Origin of the sequence: Janthinobacterium silvisoli (assembly GCF_014200725.1) — a bacterium.
Lineage (GTDB): Bacteria > Pseudomonadota > Gammaproteobacteria > Burkholderiales > Burkholderiaceae_D > Janthinobacterium.
Genome location: NZ_JACHCL010000002.1, coordinates 425,236 through 444,865 on the forward strand (window position 1 = coordinate 425,236; position 19,630 = coordinate 444,865).

Annotated in this window: 18 protein-coding genes; 5 read left to right on the forward strand and 13 right to left on the reverse strand. The window is 59.8% G+C overall.

Going from position 1 to position 19,630, the window contains the following annotated elements:
- Positions 1-20: 20 nt before the first annotated feature.
- Positions 21-863, forward strand: coding sequence for a phosphoserine phosphatase SerB (gene serB, locus HDE75_RS12060; RefSeq protein WP_183678096.1), 843 nt, complete (start codon positions 21-23; stop codon positions 861-863).
- A 124-nt stretch (positions 864-987) separates the two neighbouring features.
- Here serB and HDE75_RS12065 read toward each other — a convergent pair whose 3' ends face one another.
- Positions 988-2,769: a serine hydrolase domain-containing protein gene (locus HDE75_RS12065; RefSeq protein ID WP_183677430.1), complete on the reverse strand. Its 1,782-nt coding sequence runs from the start codon at positions 2,767-2,769 to the stop codon at positions 988-990.
- A gap of 168 nt (positions 2,770-2,937) precedes the next feature.
- Between HDE75_RS12065 and HDE75_RS12070 the strand changes: the two genes are divergently transcribed.
- The gene (locus tag HDE75_RS12070; protein WP_183677429.1) at positions 2,938-3,300 is read left to right on the forward strand and encodes a DUF4870 family protein; all 363 of its coding nucleotides are present in this window, start codon (positions 2,938-2,940) and stop codon (positions 3,298-3,300) included.
- A 7-nt stretch (positions 3,301-3,307) separates the two neighbouring features.
- Here HDE75_RS12070 and HDE75_RS12075 read toward each other — a convergent pair whose 3' ends face one another.
- Together HDE75_RS12075 and rimO are read right to left on the reverse strand one after the other, a co-directional pair.
- Complete coding sequence (locus HDE75_RS12075) at positions 3,308-4,477, reverse strand: cystathionine beta-lyase (protein WP_183677428.1); 1,170 nt, start codon at positions 4,475-4,477, stop codon at positions 3,308-3,310.
- Positions 4,478-4,584: 107 nt separating this feature from the next.
- Complete coding sequence (gene rimO / locus HDE75_RS12080) at positions 4,585-5,991, reverse strand: 30S ribosomal protein S12 methylthiotransferase RimO (protein WP_221291853.1); 1,407 nt, start codon at positions 5,989-5,991, stop codon at positions 4,585-4,587.
- Between the two features lie 176 nt (positions 5,992-6,167).
- Between rimO and HDE75_RS12085 the strand changes: the two genes are divergently transcribed.
- Complete coding sequence (locus HDE75_RS12085) at positions 6,168-7,184, forward strand: LacI family DNA-binding transcriptional regulator (protein ID WP_183677427.1); 1,017 nt, start codon at positions 6,168-6,170, stop codon at positions 7,182-7,184.
- A gap of 4 nt (positions 7,185-7,188) precedes the next feature.
- On the opposite strand, the gene HDE75_RS12090 is transcribed toward HDE75_RS12085, so the two are convergent.
- From HDE75_RS12090 to phaC, 7 genes are all read right to left on the reverse strand, one after another.
- A complete protein-coding gene (locus HDE75_RS12090; RefSeq protein ID WP_183677426.1) occupies positions 7,189-8,259 on the reverse strand; it encodes an ABC transporter ATP-binding protein in 1,071 nt (356 codons plus the stop codon).
- Between the two features lie 11 nt (positions 8,260-8,270).
- Positions 8,271-9,161 carry a carbohydrate ABC transporter permease gene (locus HDE75_RS12095; protein WP_183677425.1) on the reverse strand — a complete coding sequence of 297 codons (891 nt, stop codon included), beginning with the start codon at positions 9,159-9,161 and terminating at the stop codon, positions 8,271-8,273.
- Complete coding sequence (locus HDE75_RS12100) at positions 9,158-10,063, reverse strand: carbohydrate ABC transporter permease (RefSeq protein ID WP_183677424.1); 906 nt, start codon at positions 10,061-10,063, stop codon at positions 9,158-9,160. The genes HDE75_RS12095 and HDE75_RS12100 overlap by 4 nt, the downstream gene beginning before the upstream one ends.
- Positions 10,064-10,087: 24 nt before the next feature.
- The gene (locus tag HDE75_RS12105; RefSeq protein WP_183678092.1) at positions 10,088-11,281 is read right to left on the reverse strand and encodes an ABC transporter substrate-binding protein; all 1,194 of its coding nucleotides are present in this window, start codon (positions 11,279-11,281) and stop codon (positions 10,088-10,090) included.
- Positions 11,282-11,455: 174 nt separating this feature from the next.
- Positions 11,456-12,856, reverse strand: a complete 1,401-nt coding sequence (locus HDE75_RS12110) for a GH1 family beta-glucosidase (protein ID WP_311735105.1) — start codon at positions 12,854-12,856, stop codon at positions 11,456-11,458.
- A 230-nt stretch (positions 12,857-13,086) separates the two neighbouring features.
- Positions 13,087-13,650, reverse strand: a complete 564-nt coding sequence (gene phaR, locus HDE75_RS12115) for a polyhydroxyalkanoate synthesis repressor PhaR (protein WP_183677422.1) — start codon at positions 13,648-13,650, stop codon at positions 13,087-13,089.
- A 357-nt stretch (positions 13,651-14,007) separates the two neighbouring features.
- Positions 14,008-15,744 (reverse strand): class I poly(R)-hydroxyalkanoic acid synthase, encoded by a 1,737-nt coding sequence (gene phaC, locus HDE75_RS12120; RefSeq protein WP_183677421.1) that lies wholly within the window; start codon positions 15,742-15,744, stop codon positions 14,008-14,010.
- Positions 15,745-15,824: 80 nt separating this feature from the next.
- Between phaC and HDE75_RS12125 the strand changes: the two genes are divergently transcribed.
- Positions 15,825-16,046 carry a hypothetical protein gene (locus HDE75_RS12125; protein WP_311735106.1) on the forward strand — a complete coding sequence of 74 codons (222 nt, stop codon included), beginning with the start codon at positions 15,825-15,827 and terminating at the stop codon, positions 16,044-16,046.
- A 15-nt stretch (positions 16,047-16,061) separates the two neighbouring features.
- Here HDE75_RS12125 and pgeF read toward each other — a convergent pair whose 3' ends face one another.
- Together pgeF and HDE75_RS12135 are read right to left on the reverse strand one after the other, a co-directional pair.
- Complete coding sequence (pgeF, locus tag HDE75_RS12130; protein ID WP_183677420.1) at positions 16,062-16,853, reverse strand: peptidoglycan editing factor PgeF; 792 nt, start codon at positions 16,851-16,853, stop codon at positions 16,062-16,064.
- Positions 16,853-17,848, reverse strand: coding sequence for an RluA family pseudouridine synthase (locus HDE75_RS12135; protein ID WP_300752960.1), 996 nt, complete (start codon positions 17,846-17,848; stop codon positions 16,853-16,855). Before HDE75_RS12135 ends, pgeF begins: the two co-directional genes overlap by 1 nt.
- 131 nt (positions 17,849-17,979) lie before the next feature.
- On the opposite strand from HDE75_RS12135, the gene HDE75_RS12140 reads away from it, so the two are divergent.
- Complete coding sequence (locus HDE75_RS12140) at positions 17,980-18,783, forward strand: outer membrane protein assembly factor BamD (protein ID WP_183677418.1); 804 nt, start codon at positions 17,980-17,982, stop codon at positions 18,781-18,783.
- Positions 18,784-18,840: 57 nt separating this feature from the next.
- Here HDE75_RS12140 and yaaA read toward each other — a convergent pair whose 3' ends face one another.
- Entirely contained in the window at positions 18,841-19,611 is a 771-nt protein-coding gene (gene yaaA / locus HDE75_RS12145) for a peroxide stress protein YaaA (RefSeq protein WP_183677417.1), read from the reverse strand.
- Positions 19,612-19,630: the final 19 nt, after the last annotated feature.

A 19,630-nucleotide genomic window follows, 5' to 3' on the forward strand; every position in this document is an offset into this window, starting at 1 on the left:
TGACCAATACTTCCATCACCATGAATCTGATCTTGCAGGGTACGGACGGCGATAGCGCCCGCCTCGACCGCATCGCCGCGCTGGCCGCACCTACGCACATCACGCGCCTTGGCCCGAACGCCGTGCGCTGCGAAGAGATTGCCTACTCGCCTGCGCTGCGCCCCACCATCGAAGTGGCCGCGCAGGCGGCGCAGCTGGACGCCACCTATATGATGGGCTTGCGCGAGCTGGCCGAATTCAAGCTGGTGGCGATGGATATGGATTCGACCCTGATCACCATCGAATGCATCGATGAAATCGCCGACATGCAAGGCTTGAAGCCACAGGTGGCGGCGATTACGGAAGCGGCCATGCGCGGCGAACTCGATTTTTCCGCTAGTTTGAAGCAGCGCGTGGCCCTGCTCGAAGGCCTGGACGCCTCTGCCCTGCAGCGCGTCTACGACGAACGCTTGCAACTGTCGCCGGGCGCCGAAAAAATGCTGGCGGCGGTGCAAGCGGCAGGCCTGAAAACCCTGCTGGTCTCGGGCGGCTTCACCTTCTTCACGGACCGCCTGAAACAGCGTTTGGGCCTGGACTACACCCACGCCAACACCTTGGAAATCATCGATGGCAAGCTGACCGGCAAGGTCCTGGGCGGCATCGTCGACGCCGAGGAGAAGCAGCGCACGGTGGAGCGCGTGTGCGAAGAACTGGGCATCTCGCCATCGCAAGCCATCGTCATGGGCGACGGCGCCAACGACTTGAAAATGATGGGCATCGCCGGTCTTTCAGTTGCCTTCCGCGCCAAGCCCGTAGTGCGCTCGCAAGCCGACGTGGCCCTCAATTTCGTCGGCCTGGATGGCATCCTCACTATCTTAAAATAACAACACCCAATAAAACCGTAGCGAGCGGAAGGGAGAGGTGGCTAAGAAGCGCAACCGTACGAAGGTACGGTGAGCATCGCAGGCCGCCTATACCGACGCGTAGTAGGTTTTGTTAGGTGTTTCTCTACAGCTGCCATAGCACTAATGGCAGCAAGCCCCACCAGGCCAGCACCAGCAGCCATTGCAAGGCCGCCAGCAAGGCGATCCAGTCGAATTTTTCCAGCCCGTGCGCCTGTAGGCGGCCGCGCCAGCAGCGGGCCAGGCCGAAGGCCATGGCCAGCGGCAGCGCGCCCGTGACGATCGCCAGCAGCACGCTGGCCATCGTCACGTCACCGAGGCGCAAAAACGACTGGAATACGAAGAACGGCACCGGCAGCAGCAGCGCCACAACGGACAGCAACGGTGCAAACAGCTGGTCGCTGCGTTTCAGCTTGCGCCGCACTGCCCGCCACAGACCCACCAGCAGCACGTACAGCAAACCGGCCAGACCCAGCGCCACACTGCCCCACAAAACCAGCATACGCAGCATCGACGCCCTTTCATATGTGTGCAAGCCATCGCTGAACATATAGCGGCCATCGGCTTGCATCAGCACATGCGATGGTGCGCTGCGGTCGCTGGCGCGGAACAGCAAGCCGCCCAGCGGTTCCAGCTCCTTCGGCTGGCCCTGGAACGGAATCAGGTAGAGGTCATCGCCATCCCATTTCAGGCGCACGAAGCCGAATACCGTATCGACCCAGGCCATGCTGCTCATGGCGCCTGGCGACGGCAGGTACACACCTTCCCAGTTTTCCACCGTGGCGGCAGGCTTGCCAGATGCTGCGGGCGGGCGCAGCGGCAGCTCCAGGTCGCGCATCAAGAGCCGGTTGAAACGTTCGTAATCGGCCGTTTCGCTATCGGTATTGAAGGCCACAAAGAAGGCGCTCTTCTGCTCGGGATACACGCACAGCATGGCGCGGAAACCCACCGTCGTGCCGGGGTGGCAAGCGCCCAGCACATTGTGGCGGTCGCGCGTGGCCAGCGCCAGGCCGTGGCCCGCTTCCAGCCCGGCCAGCGCCGCCTGCGTTCCCACAGGATTGGACAGCGCCGCCATCAGCGGCGCAGCGATAAAAGAGCTACCTTGCAGCTGTCCGTCGCCCATCAGGAATTGCGCCAGCTTGCCCATGTCCCCCGCCGTGGTGGTGAACTGGCCAGCCGGCCGCAGATACATGGGTACGGCCGTTTGCGTGACACCGCGCTCAAAGTGGCCCATCGCCAGGCGCGGGTCGGCCTGCGGCCCCGTTTGCGTGACGAAGGCAAAAGTACTGTCCTTCATGCCCAGTGGCTGCAGCACCTGCGTGTCCAAGTAATGCTCGTAAGGTTGGCCCGTGACTTTTTCAATCACCATGCCCAGCAAGCCATAACCCATATTCGAATATGCATAACGGCTGCCCGGCCGCGCATGCACGCGCAGCAGGTTGCCGCCATGGCCAAAAGCGTCGGCCAGCGGGGTATCGGGCAAGGGCCTGGTACTGAACGCTTGCCAGAAGCGCAGGTCATCGAGGCCTGCCGTGTGCGCCAGCAGATGGCGGATGCGCACCGGGTCGCTGGCTTGCCACGGGTTTTTCAGCGCCAGCTTGGGCAGTATCTGGTCCAGCGGCGTATCGAGCGTGAGCTTGCCTTCACTGACCAGGTGCAGCACGCCCAGCGCCAGCACCACCTTGGCGACCGAACCCACTTGTACTTTGGTGTCAGCCTGCATGGGCAAGCCGCTGGCCGCATTTTTCAGGCCGGCGGCGCCCGTGACGATTTTGCCATCCGGCTGCAGCTCGGTCCAGACGGCGCCCGTCAAGCCTTCTTCCTGCAAGCCTGCCTTGATATCGCCGGCCAGGCTGGAATTCGCTTCCTGGGCATATGCCGCGGGCATGGCCAATGCGCATAACAGGCTTGCGGCGTGCAGTAGGCGGCGAAAGCGCCGTTGCAACGGAGTTGGATGTTGTTCAGTTTTCAGCACTGCCACCTCTTTCATCCGTGACTGGCTCCGCAACCTTGCATAGCTTGCTACAATTAAAACCCTAGCAAGCAAGGAGCGACCATGTCACAACAAATTATTTTGGAAAACAACGTCAACCAGGCCAAGACCCTGGCCTGGTGGTTATACCTGATCCATGGCGCCAGCTTCGTGTTTTCGCTGGGCGCTTTTTCCTTCATCCCGCTCATCATCAATTACGTGAAACGGGGCGAGACGGCAGGCACCTTCGTGTACAGCCATCACAGCTGGCAAATCCGTTCCTTCTGGTGGTATGTCGCCTGGGTCGTGCTGGGCGCCATCCTGTGGATGACGCTGATCGGCATCCCGGCCGCCATCGTCGTCTGGGGTATCGCCTGGTTATGGAAAGCCTACCGCCTGCTACGCGGCTTCATCGACCTGAATAACAATAACGCGATGCCGCTGTAGTTCAAACTCATGCCAGTGCGGCGAACGCCTGTTGTATATCGGCGATCAGGTCTTGCGGGTCTTCCAGGCCCACGTTCAGCCGCACCAACTGCCCCTCTTGCCCCCAGCCCTTGCGCATGGAGGCAACGGGGTATGGCATCACCAGGCTATTGGCCCCGCCCCAGCTGTAGCCGATCTTGAACAGTTTCAAGGCGTCGACAAATCGATCGGTCTGCTGCTGCGTATAGCGGGCATCGAACAGCACCGAAAACAATCCCCCTGCCCCCGTAAAATCACGCTGCCAGATGGCATGGCCGGGGCAATCTTCCAGCGCTGGATGCAGCACCGTGGCGATTTCAGGCCTAGCCTTCAACCACTGCGCAAGCGTGCGCGCACCCGCATCGTGGGCGTCGAAACGCAGCTTCAGGGTCGGCAAGCCGCGCAGCACCAGATAAGCATCATCGGCCCCCACGCCCAGCCCCAGGCGCATATGCGCCAGCGCCAGCTTTTCGTACAAGGCACGCTCGCGCGTGATCACGGCACCCATCAGCACATCGGAACCACCCGACTGGTATTTGGTCAGCGCTTGCATGATGATGTCCACGCCCAGCTCGAAGCCGCGCAGCGCCAGTCCCGCCGACCAGGTATTGTCGAGCGCCACCAGCACGCCGCGCGCATGGGCGGCTGCGCAAATGGCCGGCAAGTCCGGCACTTCCATCGTCACGGAACCTGGCGCTTCGGTCCAGATCAATTTTGTATTCGGCTGTATCAGGGCGGCAATGCCGGCGCCGATCAGCGGATCGTAATAGCGGGCCGTGATGCCGAAATCGTGCGCCAGCCAGCGCCCCAGCTCGCGGTTCGGGTTATACACGTTCTCCGGCAACAGCACGTCATCGCCGCTTTTTAACAGGGCAAAGTCAGCCATGGCGATCGCCGCCAGGCCCGATGGCGCCAGCAGGCAGTGATTGCCGCCCTCGATCTCGGCCAGCCGCGCTTCCAAGGTAAAAGTGGTTGGCGTGCCATGCAAGCCATAGGTGTAGGCATTCTTGTCTTTCCACTCCCCCGAGCGCATGGCCGCCACGTTCTTGAACAGGACGGTGGACGCGTGATGGATCGCGTTGGGAAAAGCGGCAAAGCCTGGCGGCGCCTGGTAATCGCTGTGGATCAGCGCCGTCTGCGGAGATTTGTTCTGGGTCATGGCATCGTCGCAAAATAAAAAAGGCGGACCGCATATGCGAGTCCGCCTTGATTGTAAGGGCTTTGGCCCTTTGATGCCGTACGACTGTTACACGCGCTTACATGCGCTTATTCAGCCGCGCCCCACAAGTCATGCGCATCCGCCGACGTGATTTTTACGTCAACAAATTGGCCGACAGCCAGCTTGCGGTGCGGTTCGTATGGCGGCTTGACGTACACCACGCCGTCGATTTCCGGCGCATCGGCAGCCGAGCGGCCCACGCCGCCGGTGCGGGTGATTTCATCTATCAGCACGCGCACGGTCTTGCCGACCTTGGCTTGCAGGCGTTTTTTCGAGATTTCTTCCTGCAGCAGCATCACGCGGCCACGGCGCTCTTCGCGCACTTCTTCCGGCACCGGATTGGCGATCTCGTTGGCGGTCGCGCCTTCGACTGGCGAATAGGCGAAGCAGCCCAGGCGGTCGATCTGCGCTTCCTTCAGGAAGTCCAGCAGGTACTCGAATTCCGCTTCCGTCTCGCCAGGGAAACCGGCGATAAAGGTCGAACGAATGGTCAGGTCCGGGTTGATCGCGCGCCAGGCCTGGATGCGGTCCAGGTTCTTCTCGCCGCTGGCCGGGCGCTTCATGCGCTTGAGCACATCCGGGTGGGCATGCTGCATCGGGATGTCGAGGTAAGGCAGGATATGGCCGCCGCTCATCATCGGGATGATCTGGTCCACATGCGGGTATGGATAAACGTAATGCAGACGCACCCAGGCGCCGTAAGACTTGGCCAGTTCGCCCAGCGCTTCGGTCAGCTGCGTCATATGGGTTTTGACGGGACGGCCATTCCAGAAACCTGAACGGAATTTCACGTCCACGCCATAGGCCGAGGTGTCTTGCGAAATCACCAGCAATTCCTTGACGCCCGACTTGAACAGGTTTTCCGCTTCCATCATCAATTCGGCGATAGGACGCGATACCAGGTCGCCGCGCATCGACGGGATAATGCAGAAGCTGCAGCGGTGGTTGCAGCCTTCCGAAATTTTCAGGTAGGCGTAGTGCTTCGGCGTCAGCTTGATGCCTTGTGGCGGCAGCAGGTCGAGGAAAGGCGCATGCGGTTTCGGCAAGTGCGTGTGGACGGAATCCATCACTTCAGCCAGTGCGTGCGGACCGGTCACGGCCAGCACTTTCGGGTGCACCTTCATGATGATGTCATCGCCGGCGGCATCCTTCTTGGCGCCCAGGCAGCCCGTCACGATGACTTTGCCGTTTTCGGCCAGCGCTTCGCCGATAGCGTCCAGCGACTCTTGCACGGCAGCGTCGATGAAGCCGCAGGTATTGACGATGACCAGGTCGGCGCCATCATACGATTTCGCCGTTTCATAGCCTTCGGCGCGCAGTTGCGTCAGGATTTGCTCGGAATCGACCAGCGCTTTCGGGCAGCCGAGGGAGACAAAGCCTACTTTTGGTGCGGCGCCGGCAATGGCGGCGCCAGGCTCGGATTTGACGACAGGAATACGGGAGATCGAATGCATGATAGATTGCCAGGAAAATTTTGACCAATCGAACATTGTACATTATTCTGCGCGCATGATCCGTGCTACGATCCTGATAAGTAAACTGAAAGTAAGCTAAAGGCCTGATCTGTCGCATTCCAGGCCGATTTGAGCGCAAAAATGATAGCAATGACCACCACAGGAGAACCGACTACGTGGCAACACTGAAAGACGTCGCAGTGCTCGCCGGCGTAGGCATGTCGACCGCCTCGCGCGCCATTTCCGGCGCTGGCCCCGTATCGCCCGACGCCCTGGCCCGCGTGCAGGCGGCCATCAAGCAACTGAACTTCCGCCCCTCGTCCATCGGACGTTCCTTGTCGGCCAAGTCACTGGGCATGATAGGCATCTTTGCGCCCTCCTTCTTTGGCGCCTATTACGGCACCATCCTGAAACAGACCGATATTGAGTTGCGCGCGTTGCGCCGCCACGTGGTGGTGGCCACCGGCTGCGGCGACGGCACGCCGCGCGATGAAGCGATCGAAGCGGTCAAGTTTTTGATCGGGCGCGATTGCGATGGCATCGTCGTGCTGGGCCACGACTTGCACGACGAAGACCTGGTGCAGCTGCAGCGCATGCACCCGAAGATGGCCTTCCTGAACCGGCGCCATGCGGAGTTGGCGCAAGCGTCCTTCTGCCCCGACCATTATCACGGCGGCACCTTGGCTGCGCGCACCCTGCTTGAAGCAGACCACCGCGAACTGGCCGTGGTTTCGGGGCCGCCCGACACCATCGACAATGAAAGCCGCTTGCAGGGTTTTTTTGATGAACTGGAACGCCATGGCATCGCCAGGCAGGACGTGCCTTTGATCAGCTCAGACTTTTCGCGCGAAGGCGGTTACGCGTCCACGCAGGCGCTGCTCGATGGCGGCAAGCCATTTACGGGCCTGTTCTGCGCCAACGACGAGATGGCCGTCGGCGCCATGTCCTGTTTGCACCGGGCCGGCATCCGCGTGCCCGATGACGTCTCGGTGGTCGGCTACGACGATGACTATTCGGCCGCCTTCACGGCGCCTGGACTGACTTCTGTGCATATTCCCATCCGGGAATTGACGCAGAACGCCGTGCGCTGGCTGCTCAACCAGTGCTACGGCACCAGCTATGCCATCGAACGCGACTTCCCCGTCACCATCACGCTACGGGAATCCGTAGCAAAACGGCGACAGGAAAACTGACGAATTACAATCGCAATTCGCTCGCGCCGTCAAACAGCGAGGCCTGCGCCGTGCGGATAGCGAAGGTGGTGTGGCCGGCGTCGATCACATCCTGTTCCTGCGCCACGCTGGCGATCTGGTTGCCGTTAAAGTCCAGCCATACTACCTTGTGATTGCCCATCGCCTCGACCAGTGAAATGCCAGCTTTATATGGCAAGCCCTGTCCGACAGTGATGTCTTCGGGCCGCACGCCCAGCACACAGGATTGCCCTTCCGTCGGCGCCTGCTTGAAGGCATAGGCGCTGACGTCCAGGATCACGCTGCCGCTGCGGAAGGCAATGCCGCCCGCCTCGTGGTGCAAGGTGCCGCGGAACAGATTCATGCCCGGCGAGCCGAGGAAGGTGGCCACAAATAAATTAGCCGGTTCACGGTAGATGGCGGCCGGCGTGTCGAACTGCTGGTTCACCCCACCCTTCATCACGGCCATGCGCTGCGCCAGGGTCATCGCTTCGACCTGGTCATGCGTGACATAGATCATGGTCGCACCCAGTTGCTGGTGCAGCTGTTTGAGTTCGCGGCGCAGTTCCGTGCGCAGCTTGGCGTCCAGGTTCGACAGTGGTTCATCGAACAGGAACACGTCGGCCTGGCGCACGATGGCGCGGCCGATCGCCACGCGCTGCCGCTGGCCGCCCGACAGCTCGGCCGGTTTGCGCTTCAACAGCGGCTGCAGCTGCAGCATGTCGGCCGCGCGCGCCACGCGGCGCTCGATCTCGGCCTTCGGCGTGCCACTGATGCGCAGGCCGAAGGACATATTGCGCTCCACATTCATGGTCGGATACAGCGCATAGGACTGGAACACCATGGCGATGCGCCTGTCCTTGGGATCGGCCCAGGTCATGTCGTGGCCGCTGATTTCGATGCTGCCGCCACTGACGTCGATCAAACCGGCGATGGTGTGCAGCAGGGTCGACTTGCCGCAGCCCGAAGGCCCCAGCAAGACCACGAATTCACCGGCCTGTACATCGAGATTCAAGGAATCGATGATGGTATTGCCGCCCAGCTGGATCTGAAGATTACGTATCGCTACATTAGACATGATTACCCTTGTTAGCCCTTGACTGCGCCGGAGGCGATACCGCGCACAAACCAGCGGCCGGAAATAAAATACAGACCCAGCGGCACCATCGAGGTCAGGATGGTGGCCGCCATGTTCACGTTGTACAGGCGTTCGCCCGTAGTCGTATTGATGATGTTATTGAGCTGCACCGTCATCGGCAAATGGTCGGAGCCGGCAAACACCAGGCCAAACAGGAAGTCGTTCCAGATGCCCGTGACCTGCATGATGGCTGCCACCACGATGATGGGGGTGGACATCGGCAGCATCAATTGCAGGAAGATGCGCCAGAAGCCGCCGCCATCGATGCGCGCCGCCTTGAACAGTTCCTGCGGCAGGGCCGCGTAGTAATTACGGAACAGCAGGGTCATCACGGGCATGCCGAAGATGGTGTGGATCAGGATAATGCCTGGCAAGGAGCTGAACAGATGCGCCATCGCCAGCAGGCGCACCAGCGGATACACCATCACCTGCACCGGCACGAAGGCGCCCATCATCAGCACGGCGAACAGCAGGTTGGCGCCGCGCGGCCGCCAGAACGACAGCGCATAGCCATTCACGGCGCCCACCGCGATCGACAGTATGGTGCTGGGCACCACGATGTAGACCGAATTCCAGAAGCCGCCACGGATACCGTTGCATTCGAGTCCGGTGCAGGCCGATTGCCAGGCCATGCTCCATGGTTCCAGCGTGGCATGCACGGGCAATGCGAACAAGGTGCCCAGGCGGATTTCTTCCATCGGCTTGACGGAGGTGATCAGCATCACGTACAGCGGCAGCAGGAAAAACAGCGCTGCGCACAGTAGAAAAGCATAGATACCCAGGCGCGCTGGCGTCAGGCGCGAGCGGCGGCGGAGCGCCGGATTGATCACAGCGGCAGTCATCGCGCCACCTTGCCCTTGCTGGCGCGGTTGCGCACAAAATAGATGGGAACGACGATCGCCAGCACCGTGGTCAGCAAGACCACCGACGCGGCCGAGGCCAGGCCGATATTGGCCCGTCCGAACAGATAGTCCATGATGAACTTGGCCGGCACTTCGCTGGCAGTACCCGGACCGCCCTGCGTCATGGCGACCACCGCGTCATACACCTTGACGACCATCACGAACAGCAGCACGAAGGCAGTCGAGATCGACGGCCCCAGCATCGGCAGCACGATGCTGACATACACGCGCCAGCGCGGGATGCCGTCGATGCGCGCTGCCTTCCACATTTCTTCGTCGATGCCACGCAAGCCAGACAACATCAGCGCCATCACCAGGCCCGAAGCTTGCCACACGGTGGCGATCACCACCGTGTAGATGGCCATGTCCTGGTCGATGATCCAGTCGAAGCGCGCATGCTCGAAACCGAGCTTGTGCAGCACTTCCTGGATGCCCAGTTCAGGATTGAGCATCCATTGCCAGACCAGGCCAGTGGCCACGAAGGACATCGCATACGGATACAAAAAGATGGTACGCAGCACGCCTTCTGCCGCCACCTTCTGGTCGATGAAAACGGCCAGAAGGAAGCCCAGCACCAGGCAGGCGGCGATGAACAGCACGCCGTAGATCAGCAGATTATGCAGCGACAGCAGCCAGCGCTCATTATTAAACAGGCGGACATACTGCGCGGCACCGACAAAGTCGTCGGCCGGAAAAGTGCGCGAACTGCTGACCGACACGCGCAGGGTCCACAGCATCGTTCCCACATAGGCGAACAATACCGTGAGCGCCATCGGCAGCAGCGCGATATTGGCGGCCAGCGAAAAGCGTCGCCGCTTCGCCGGCTTGTTGACATGACTCATACCGTCTCCCGTGAATTGCAGCGCTTACTCTTTCAAGGCGCTGGCGAATGCCTTTTGCGCATCTTCGGCGGACTGGTTCTTGTTCCAGTAATTGGTCAGCACGTCCTGCAAGGCGCCGTTCGTGTCGGGCGAGGTCAGCATCTCCGAGTTCGGCAGCTGGCGCGACTTGTCCTTCATGATGGCGATACCCTGTTTGGCGCAGATGTCGAGCGAGCTGTCGTCAACGTCGCCACGGATAGGGATCGATCCCTTGCGTGCGCTGAAGGCCACTTGCGCTGCGGGCGAAGTCATGGTGGTGGCCAGCAGTTTCTGCGCCTTGATCACATCCGCATTCGACGATTTCGGGAATACGAAGGCGTCGCCTGCCACGATGTAGGGCGACTTCGGTCCGAAGCCGGGGAAGCAGCCAAATTCCTTGCCGGCCGTCTGTTTCGCAGCCGAGAATTCACCCTTGGCCCAGTCGCCCATGATTTGCACGCCAGCCTTGCCGGTAATGACCATGGCGGTGGCGTCATTCCAGTTGCGGCCCGGCGCGCCCGGATCGATGAAACCGCGCAGTTTCTTGAAGGCGACCAGCACCTGCTTGAAGGCGTCGGACTTGACGGCGTTCTGGTCGCGGTCGCGGTAGACTTTCAGGTACAGGTCGGGGCCGCCCACCATGGCGAAGATGGCGTCGAAAGTGATTTTTTCCTGCCATACCTGGCCGCCAAAGGCCAGCGGCACCACGCCGGCCGCCTTCAGCTTGGCCAGGTCGGCCAGGAATTCATCCCAGGTCTTTGGCTCGTCGGCGATGCCGGCTTTCTTGAAGGCGGCCTTCGAGTAGAAGAACCAGGCGGGCATGTGGATGTTCACAGGCGCCGCGTAGAAATGGCCCTTGATCTTGATGGCGTTGACGATCGATGGCGGCATGATCTGGTCCCAGTTGCCCTTGATCGCCACGTCATCGATATTGTTGAGCAAACCCTGGTCAACGATATCGCGGAACTGCTGCGAGGTGTTGAACTGCGCCGCCACGGGTGCATTGCCGCCCACGATGCGGTTGATGGTGGTGGCCCGCGACTGGTCGGCGCCGGCGATGGCCTGGTCTATCCACTGGCCGCCCGCCTTGTTATAGGCATCGGCAAACTGGCGGATGGCCGCCGATTCACCACCGGAGGTCCACCAGTGGATCACGGTGGCCTTCAAAGGTGCGGGATTTTGCGCCAGGGCCGGCGCCATGACAGCGGCTTGGGCCGCCAGGGCCAGCGCGATTGCGCCGGCAGTTTTATTGGTTTTATTCATGTTGTCTCCTGTGAGCGTCCAGCGCTCTTTTATGGGAATGAATCGGCTATGCCTATACCTAAAACTTTACCAGATGAAACGTCCTTCAAACATCAACGATACTCACACTCCTCAAGGCTGTGCATTACGACGGGCCAGGAAATCACGCACCAGAAAGGCGCTCTGCTTCCAGGTACGCTTTTGCGTCGCATAATCCACATGAATAATGCCGAAGCGGCGCTCATAACCAAAAGCCCATTCGAAGTTATCCAGCAGCGACCAGATGAAATAGCCACGGATATCCACGCCCGCCTTGACCGCTGCATCAACGGCTGCCAGATGGCGGTTCAAAAAGGAGATGCGGCGCGGATCCGCCACCTTGCCATCGACCACTACATCGTCCGACGCCGTGCCGTTTTCCGTGATGTATACCGGTGGCAGGTTGGCGTATTCGTGATGGAAACCCACCAGCAAGTCGTACAGGCCTTGCGGATACACTTCCCAGCCCATCTGTGTGCGCTCCACGCCTTCCAGATCCACTTCCAGATAACCATGGCCGCCATCGCTGACCACATTCGTGCGGAAATAGTAGTTGATGCCGAGGAAGTCCATCGGCGCGCCGATGATGTCCATGTCGCCTTCCAGAATCAGTGGCTTGGCGCCCGGCCACAAGCTCCACAACGCTTCCGGATAACTTTTCTTGAACAGCGGATCGAAGATCCAGTTGTTGTGCTGCAGCTCGAACAGTTCGGCCGCGCGTTTGTCGGCGGCGCTGCTGCCGGTCGTCGTGCCACGGCCCACATTGGCCACCAGGCCCACTTGCGCGCCCGGATCGTTGCGGCGCAGATGCACCAGCGCCAGGCCGTGGCCCAGCAGCAGATGATGCATCGCTTGCGTGGCATAGCGCACGTCTGCCCTGCCCGGTGCATGGTGGCCACCGCCGTAACCGTGGAAGGCCGAGCACCATGGTTCGTTCAGGGTGGCCCAGGCATCGACCAGGCCGGACAGTTCGCGGCTCATCAGGTCAGCGTAGTCGGCAAAGCGATAAGCCGTCTCGCGGTTGAGCCAGCCGCCACGGTCTTCCAGGTGTTGCGGCAAGTCCCAGTGGTACAGGGTGACAAAGGTTTTCAAGCCTTTTTGCTTGAGGCGCTGCAGCAGGTTCTTGTAGAAGGCAATGCCCACCGCGTTTGGCTGGCCGTGTTCATCCATCACGCGGGGCCAGGCGATCGACAAGCGGTAGCCGTCGACATTCAGGGCGGCGATGGTTTCCACATCCTCTTCCCAGCGGTGATAGTGGTCGCAGGCAAACTCGCCCGTGTCGCCAGCCAGCACCTTGCCTGGCGTGGCGGAGAAGGTATCCCAGATCGATGGCAAGCGGCCATCTTCATGCACCGCGCCTTCGATCTGGTAGGCGGCAGTGGCCACGCCTAGCAGAAAATCTTTCTTCCACAACACCGAGTCGGTCGGTGGCGAAAATTCCGTTTCCAGTGCAGCCGATACGGGCGGGATAACTGATACAGCAGCTTGATTCACACAATCTCCTTCACGCATTTTTTATTTCTGATGGGAGTGGAAGCGCTTCCACAAGGTGTAGTAATACTACCAGTGAAGAATTTTCAATGTCAACGCAATTTTTTGTGAATATTGATAAGGGATGGACTGCAAAGCCGCTTGCGCTGCGGTGCAGCAATAAAAACGGCACAGGGGAAAGCTCCGCTGTGCCGTGCTATGGGGCCGCTTGCAAGCCCCGTATTTGCTGGTGATTACTTCTTGTCCGCCGGCGGTACAGGCGGCACGAACGGGAAGGTGCCGAACAGATTCTTGCTCTGGCTTTGCATTTGTTCTTGCATCTGCACAAACAGGCTTTTGCTCTGGTCGATGTAGTTATTCATCATGCCCTGCATCATCGGACCTTGCACGTTCATGAATTGTGTCCACATTTCAGGGCTGAATGGCTTGCCGTCGAAGCTGCCGGCCGAGGTGCCCGTGAATTTATGCTGGATATCAGTGAAGGCCTGCACGTTCTTTTCCAGGTAGGAGCCCATCATGCCCTGCATGGCGTGGCCATAGTAGCGGATGATTTGCGACAGCACGCCGCTGGAGAACATCGGCACGCCGCTGGCCTCTTCTTCCAAAATGATTTGCAGCAAAATGCTGCGCGTCAGGTCTTCGCTGGACTTGGCGTCGACGACCGTGAATTCTTCATTGTCCAGCACCAGCTGCTTGACGTCCGTCAAGGTGATGTAGGAACTGGTTTGGGTGTCGTACAAACGGCGGTTAGGGTATTTTTTAATCAGGCGGTCTATACTTTTTTTAGCACTACTCATCACAAAGTCCCACTTATTGCGCCGCAACGCATACTGAGTTAATCCGAAAAAAAAGCGAACGTGGGGTCCGCTTTCGCACCTGCCTACTTTTTGCATTATAGAGTGGAAAACGACCACTTTGCACATTCGTGGCAAAGATTCCCACATTTATTGCAACGCAACTAGAAGTAGATTCCTGACAAGACCAGAGTTTACCCTGATCTTGCCTTCCAGCACACTTACAACACCTAACAAAACCGTAGCGAGCGGAAGTAAGCTGTGGCTGAGAAGCGCAGCTGTGCGCACGCACGGGGACGCCGAGTCAGTGAGCATCGCAGGCCGCAAATCACGACGCGCAGTAGGTTTTGTCAGGTGTCCTTAGTCAGCCCTGACTTTAACATACCGGCCGGGTGCCGCTTCGATCGCCTTGTAGCGCTTGCCGCCGGGTTTGGCTGGCGCCTTTACCTCTGCACCGCCATGTTCGGCCAGGAAGGCGGCCCATTCGGGCCACCAGCTGCCCGCATGTTCGGTTGCGCCGTCCAACCACTGTTCGGCGCTCAAAGGCTTGGCTTTCGCGGTACGTGGCTGGTCGTTGCTCCAGTAGCTGCGCTTTTTCTTCGATGCCGGATTGATCACGCCGGCGATATGGCCAGAGGCGCCGAGGATAAACCGGTTGGCCTTGGGCTTCTTCGGATTGAGCAGCGCCGTCGACGCATAGGCTGAACCCCAGGGCACGATATGGTCTTCGCGCGAGCCGTAAATAAAGGCTGGCGCATCGATGCTGCTCAAGTCGATTTTCTCGCCAGCCACCGTCAGCTTGCCCGGCACTTTCAGGCTATTTTCCAGATAGGTATGGCGTAAATACCAGCAAAACATCGGCCCAGGCAAGCTGGTGCCATCGGCATTCCAGTACAGCAAATCGAAGGCCACCGGCTCCTTGCCCTTCAGGTAATTCGACTGCACGTAATTCCACACCAGGTCGTTCGGCCGCAGGCTGGAAAAAGTGCTGCCCAGGTCGCGGCCCGACATCAGCCCGCCCTTGGCCAGGGCTTGCTCGCGCAGCGCCACTTGCGGTTCATCGACGAAGACTTCGAGCGCACCCGTGTCGCAGAAATCAAGGAAGGTGGTCAGCAGGGTCAGGCTGGATGCGGGATTCTGTCCGCGCGCCTTCAGCACGGCCAGCGCGGTCGAGACGATAGTGCCGCCCACGCAAAAGCCGAACAGGTTCAATTTTTCCTGGCCAGATATTTCCTGCGTGACGCTGATCGCCTCGATCACGCCCTGCTCCACATAATCATCCCAGGTGACGTGCTGCATGCTCATGTCCGGATTGCGCCACGAGATCAGGAACACGCTATTGCCCTGCTCCACCGCATAGCGCACCAGCGAATTTTCAGGCTGCAAGTCGAGGATATAGAATTTATTGATGCACGGCGGCACCATCAGCAGCGGCCGCGCATGCACGGTGGCCGTGCTGGGCGTGTACTGGATCAGCTGGAACAATTCGTTTTCAAACACCACCGTGCCCGGCGTGGTGGCCACGTTGCGGCCCACTTCGAAGGCCGACTCGTCGGACTGCGAAATGCGGCCCTTCTGCATGTCGGCCAGCATATTCGTCAAGCCCTTGGCCAGGCTTTCGCCCTTGGTTTCGATCAGGGTTTGCTGGGCGTCGGGATTGGTTGCGAGGAAATTGGCAGGCGACATGGCATCGACAATTTGCTGTACCGCAAAACGGATTTTCTGTTTCTGGTGCGGCGATGCTTCAACCGCCTCGGCCATCGAGGCCAGGAATTCGGCGTTCAGCAAATAGGCTGCCGCATTGAAAGCCGACAAGGGGCTGGCATGCCAGGCTGGCGCGGCAAAGCGGCGATCCTTCAGTTCAGGCGTCTTGCCGCCCATGAAGTCGCCCCACAAGCCCGTCAGCTTGGCCATGTAGTCATTTTTTAACTGTTCGATCACTTCCGGCTTGATGCTGGCGCCGGCGTCTTGCAAAATGCCGGCAATCGGATTGGCCGCCGGCTGGGGTACCATGTTGAACCAGGTCTTCCACTGGTTCGGATCGCTGATCTGCGCCATCCACTCCTGGGCCATGACTTGGGGATCGGGCATATTCATTGTGTAAATCCATTCCATTAAAGAATTAAGATGTCGTCTCTCTCTACTGTATTCAGCCTTGCCTGGCCTGGCCAAAACCTATGATGCTGATCGTTGCTATTGCATGGATTTACGTGGTGGGCCTGATGGCCCTGACCGAACCGTCCTTTGTTGCCGGACTGATGACGTTTATCCTCTACTGTCTTATTCCTTTGTCTATCCTATTCTATCTGACAGGCTCAAAAAGACGCAAACGCCGAGCCGAACGCAAAGCTGCCGTCTTGAGTTCCAGCGACGATAAAGCAAAAACGGCAGACACATAAGCGTCTGCCGTTAAATTACTTGCGCCAGATCAAACTGGCCTGTCGTCCGGTGACGCCATCGCGCCGGTAGGAATAAAACTGCGCCGCGTCGCTGACAGTACAGTACTCACCACCTGACACCCGGGTCACGCCATCGCGCCGCAACATGATGCGCGCCAGCGTATAGATGTCGGCCAGGTATTTGCCCGGCTTGCCGGCGATGGCGGCAAAGGCGTCCGACAGCGCCTGCCTTTCCTCATCATCGCGCGCGCCATCGCGGAACGCCTGCAGCACATCAGCGCCCACTTCAAATGCGCCAGGCCCGATGGCCGGTCCCAGCCATGCCAGGATTTCCGTGGCGCCGCGCGCGCGCATGTCTTGCACCGTATGCTGCAAGACACCGTTGGCCAGGCCCCGCCATCCCGCATGCGCCGCCCCCACTACCAGGCCGTCATGCGAACAGAACAGCACAGGCAGGCAATCGGCCGTCATCACCGTGCACACCACGCCAGACTCTGTTGCCACGCTGGCGTCTGCGTCCGGCACACAGCCGGCCAAGGCGGCTGCATCGGCCACGGCCACGCCATGCACTTGCGACAGCCAGGCTGGTTCCGACGGCAATATGGCCGCCAGGCGCGCGCGGTTTTGCGCCACGCAGGCAGGATCGTCGCCCACGTGCAAGCCCAGGTTCAAGCCACCGCCACCGCGTGCGTCACCGTAAAGCCCCAGGCTGACGCCGCCAGCGCGCACGGTAGACAGCGCGCCCACGTTCGCGGGCAAGCCAGGCCAGTCGGGCGCAATGTGAGATAAGGCGACGGCGGCGCTCATCAGACCAGTTCCGGCTCGGGAATGCCGGCCTTGGCAATCAGTTCGGCAAAGTCATCGGCCAGCGGCACCAGCCATTCGCAATCCTCGCGCGTGCCCGGATGCACCAGGCCCAGCCGGCGCGCCTGCAGCGCCTGGCGCGGGAAGACGGACACCAGGTGCGGCTTGCCATACACGTAGTCACCGACCAGCGCAAACCCCAGGTGCTGCATGTGCACGCGGATCTGATGGGTACGGCCTGTTTCCAGACGGCATTGCATCAGGCTCACGGGACGACGGTCGAGTTCGCCGCTGCCGATCAATTCATAATGCGTGATGGCTGGCTTGGCCGTGAAGTTTTCCGACACGGCCATTTTCACGCGGTCGCGCGGGTGGCGCGCGATGGAGGCGTCAATGGTGCCCGCCACTTTCGGCGTGCCCCACACCAGCGCGAAATACTCGCGCTTGACGGTACGCGCCTGTAGCTGGCGCACCAGGTCGGTTTGCGAGGCCAGCGTCTTGCCGACCACCATCAGGCCGCTGGTGTCCTTGTCCAGGCGGTGCACGATACCGGCGCGCGGCACGCCGGCCAGTTGCGGGCAGTGATGCAGCAGCCCGTTGAGCAAGGTGCCCGACCAGTTGCCGGGACCCGGATGGACCACCAGTCCGGCCGGTTTATTGATCACGATGATATGCTCATCTTCGTGCACGATGTTCAATTCCATCGCTTCCGGTTTAAAAGCCTCGTCTTCCGGCGCACTTTGCGGCAGAATGACGATCTTTTCATCGCCATAGGCGGTCATATTGCGTTTCGCAACTTTACCGTCCACGGTGACGAAACCGGCTTCCAGCCACAATTGCAAACGGCTGCGCGAGTACTGCGGCACCAGCTTGGAAATGACCTTGTCGAGGCGATGTCCACAGGCGTCCGGGGTCAGCTCCAGATGAATCGGCGCCAGGTCATCGAACAGCTCGTCGCCGTCAAATGCCTCGTCGGCAGCATGTGCATCTGTGTGCACATCGACGTCGTTGAGGTCGGAGTCAGATAGGGGGGCAGCCAAATTCGGCTTAGAAGTTAATATCACAGCATTCCCATCGGCTATAATCAGCCTATTGTAAAATCTTGGTTAAAACCTTCTTGCAAAACGTCATGCAAAAAAAATTATCGTTGGTAGTCGCTTCAGTCGTTCTGCTCGGCATGTCCGCTTGCAGCTTGTTGCCAGAAAAAGTGGATGAGACCAAAAATTGGTCCGTTACGAAATTATACTCGGAGGCCCGTGAAGAAATGAGCGGGCAGCACTATGAGACTGCCATTGGCCTGTTTCAGAAGCTGGAGGCTAACTATCCTTTCGGCAACTATGCCTTGCAGGCACAGATGGAGATCGCTTACGCGTATTATAAGTCGGGAGACCAGGCTCAGGCACTGGCAGCTGTCGAACGCTTCATCAAGTTGCATCCGAACCACGCCAACGTGGACTATATGTACTACCTGCGAGGCCTGATCAGCTTTAACGACCAGATCGGCTTCCTGAACTTCCTGTACGAGCAAGACCCGACCGAACGCGATCCGAAAGCCACGCGCGAAGCGTTTGCCGCGTTCAAGCAACTGGTCGACAAGTTCCCGAACAGCAAGTACACTCCCGACGCCCTGGCGCGCATGCACTATCTGGTCGACGCGATGGCGAAATATGAAGTCCATGTGGCGCGCTATTACTACCGCCGCGGCGCCTACCTGGCTGCGGCTAACCGCGCACAAGGCACTGTCAGCGATTTCAGCGCCTCGCCAGCGATCGAAGAAGCGCTGTTCATCATGTACCGCTCGTACGACAAGCTGGGCATGACCGACCTGCGTGACGACACCCTGCGCGTGCTGACCAAGAACTACCCGCAAACTGCCTTCCTCAGCCCGGAAGGGGTGAACAAGGAACGTCGCTGGTGGAAGTTCTGGCAATAATCAGGCAGGAAAATGAAAAAACCGGAGCTTGCTCCGGTTTTTTACTTATTTGATCACTTATTCAGCCACTTTGCGCCGGAACACCCAGCTGCTGTCATTCGACGCTTCCGGCACGTAAGTGTATCCATCGACATCGAACTGTTTCAATTGCTCGGGGTCGCGGATGGCGTTGACGGTGGCGTAGCGGGCCAGCATGCCGCGCGCGCGCTTGGCGTAGAACGAAATGATCTTGTACTTGCCATTCTTCCAGTCTTCGAACACGGGCGAGATGACGGGCATATCGAGCTGGCGCGGCTTGACGGATTTGAAATATTCTTCCGAAGCCAGGTTGACCAGCACCTTGGCGCCCTGCTCTTGCGCCGTGCGGTTCAGGGCATTGGTGATGGTGTCGCCCCAGAACGCGTACAGATCCTTGCCGCGCACGGTGGACAGACGGGTGCCCATTTCCAGCCGGTGCGGATGGATCAGGTCCAGCGGGCGCAGCAAACCGTACAGGCCCGACAGGATGCGCACGCGCGATTGCGCGTAATCAAGCTGACCAGGCTGCAGGGTGCGCGCTTCGAAACCGGCGTACACGTCACCGTTGAAAGCCATGATGGCCTGGCGCGCATCGGATGGCTGTGGCGTCCAGGACGCGTAGCGGGCCACGTTGAGGGCAGACAAGGCATCGGAAATGCCCATCAGGCTGCCGACCTCGGCTGGTGAAAACTGGCGCATGCGTTCAATCAGCTGGGCGGAATGGTCGAGAAAATCGGGGGTGCTGTGCAACTGGGTTGTTGGCGGCGTCTCCAGGTCGAGACTCTTGGCGGGCGAAAGCACGATCAACATAAATTATCACTACAGAATA

Excerpts from the sequence above, each read along its gene's own strand:
- serB (WP_183678096.1), top strand. The coding sequence starts at position 21 with ATGAATCTGATCTTGCAGGGTACGGACGGCGATAGCGCCCGCCTCGAC.
- HDE75_RS12065 (WP_183677430.1), bottom strand. The coding sequence starts at position 2,769 with ATGCCCGCGGCATATGCCCAGGAAGCGAATTCCAGCCTGGCCGGCGAT.
- HDE75_RS12070 (WP_183677429.1), top strand. The coding sequence starts at position 2,938 with ATGTCACAACAAATTATTTTGGAAAACAACGTCAACCAGGCCAAGACC.
- HDE75_RS12075 (WP_183677428.1), bottom strand. The coding sequence starts at position 4,477 with ATGACCCAGAACAAATCTCCGCAGACGGCGCTGATCCACAGCGATTAC.
- rimO (WP_221291853.1), bottom strand. The coding sequence starts at position 5,991 with ATGCATTCGATCTCCCGTATTCCTGTCGTCAAATCCGAGCCTGGCGCC.
- HDE75_RS12090 (WP_183677426.1), bottom strand. The coding sequence starts at position 8,259 with ATGTCTAATGTAGCGATACGTAATCTTCAGATCCAGCTGGGCGGCAAT.
- HDE75_RS12095 (WP_183677425.1), bottom strand. The coding sequence starts at position 9,161 with ATGACTGCCGCTGTGATCAATCCGGCGCTCCGCCGCCGCTCGCGCCTG.
- HDE75_RS12100 (WP_183677424.1), bottom strand. The coding sequence starts at position 10,063 with ATGAGTCATGTCAACAAGCCGGCGAAGCGGCGACGCTTTTCGCTGGCC.
- HDE75_RS12105 (WP_183678092.1), bottom strand. The coding sequence starts at position 11,281 with ATGGCGCCGGCCCTGGCGCAAAATCCCGCACCTTTGAAGGCCACCGTG.
- phaR (WP_183677422.1), bottom strand. The coding sequence starts at position 13,650 with ATGAGTAGTGCTAAAAAAAGTATAGACCGCCTGATTAAAAAATACCCT.
- phaC (WP_183677421.1), bottom strand. The coding sequence starts at position 15,744 with ATGAATATGCCCGATCCCCAAGTCATGGCCCAGGAGTGGATGGCGCAG.
- HDE75_RS12125 (WP_311735106.1), top strand. The coding sequence starts at position 15,825 with ATGATGCTGATCGTTGCTATTGCATGGATTTACGTGGTGGGCCTGATG.
- pgeF (WP_183677420.1), bottom strand. The coding sequence starts at position 16,853 with ATGAGCGCCGCCGTCGCCTTATCTCACATTGCGCCCGACTGGCCTGGC.
- HDE75_RS12140 (WP_183677418.1), top strand. The coding sequence starts at position 17,980 with ATGCAAAAAAAATTATCGTTGGTAGTCGCTTCAGTCGTTCTGCTCGGC.
- yaaA (WP_183677417.1), bottom strand. The coding sequence starts at position 19,611 with ATGTTGATCGTGCTTTCGCCCGCCAAGAGTCTCGACCTGGAGACGCCG.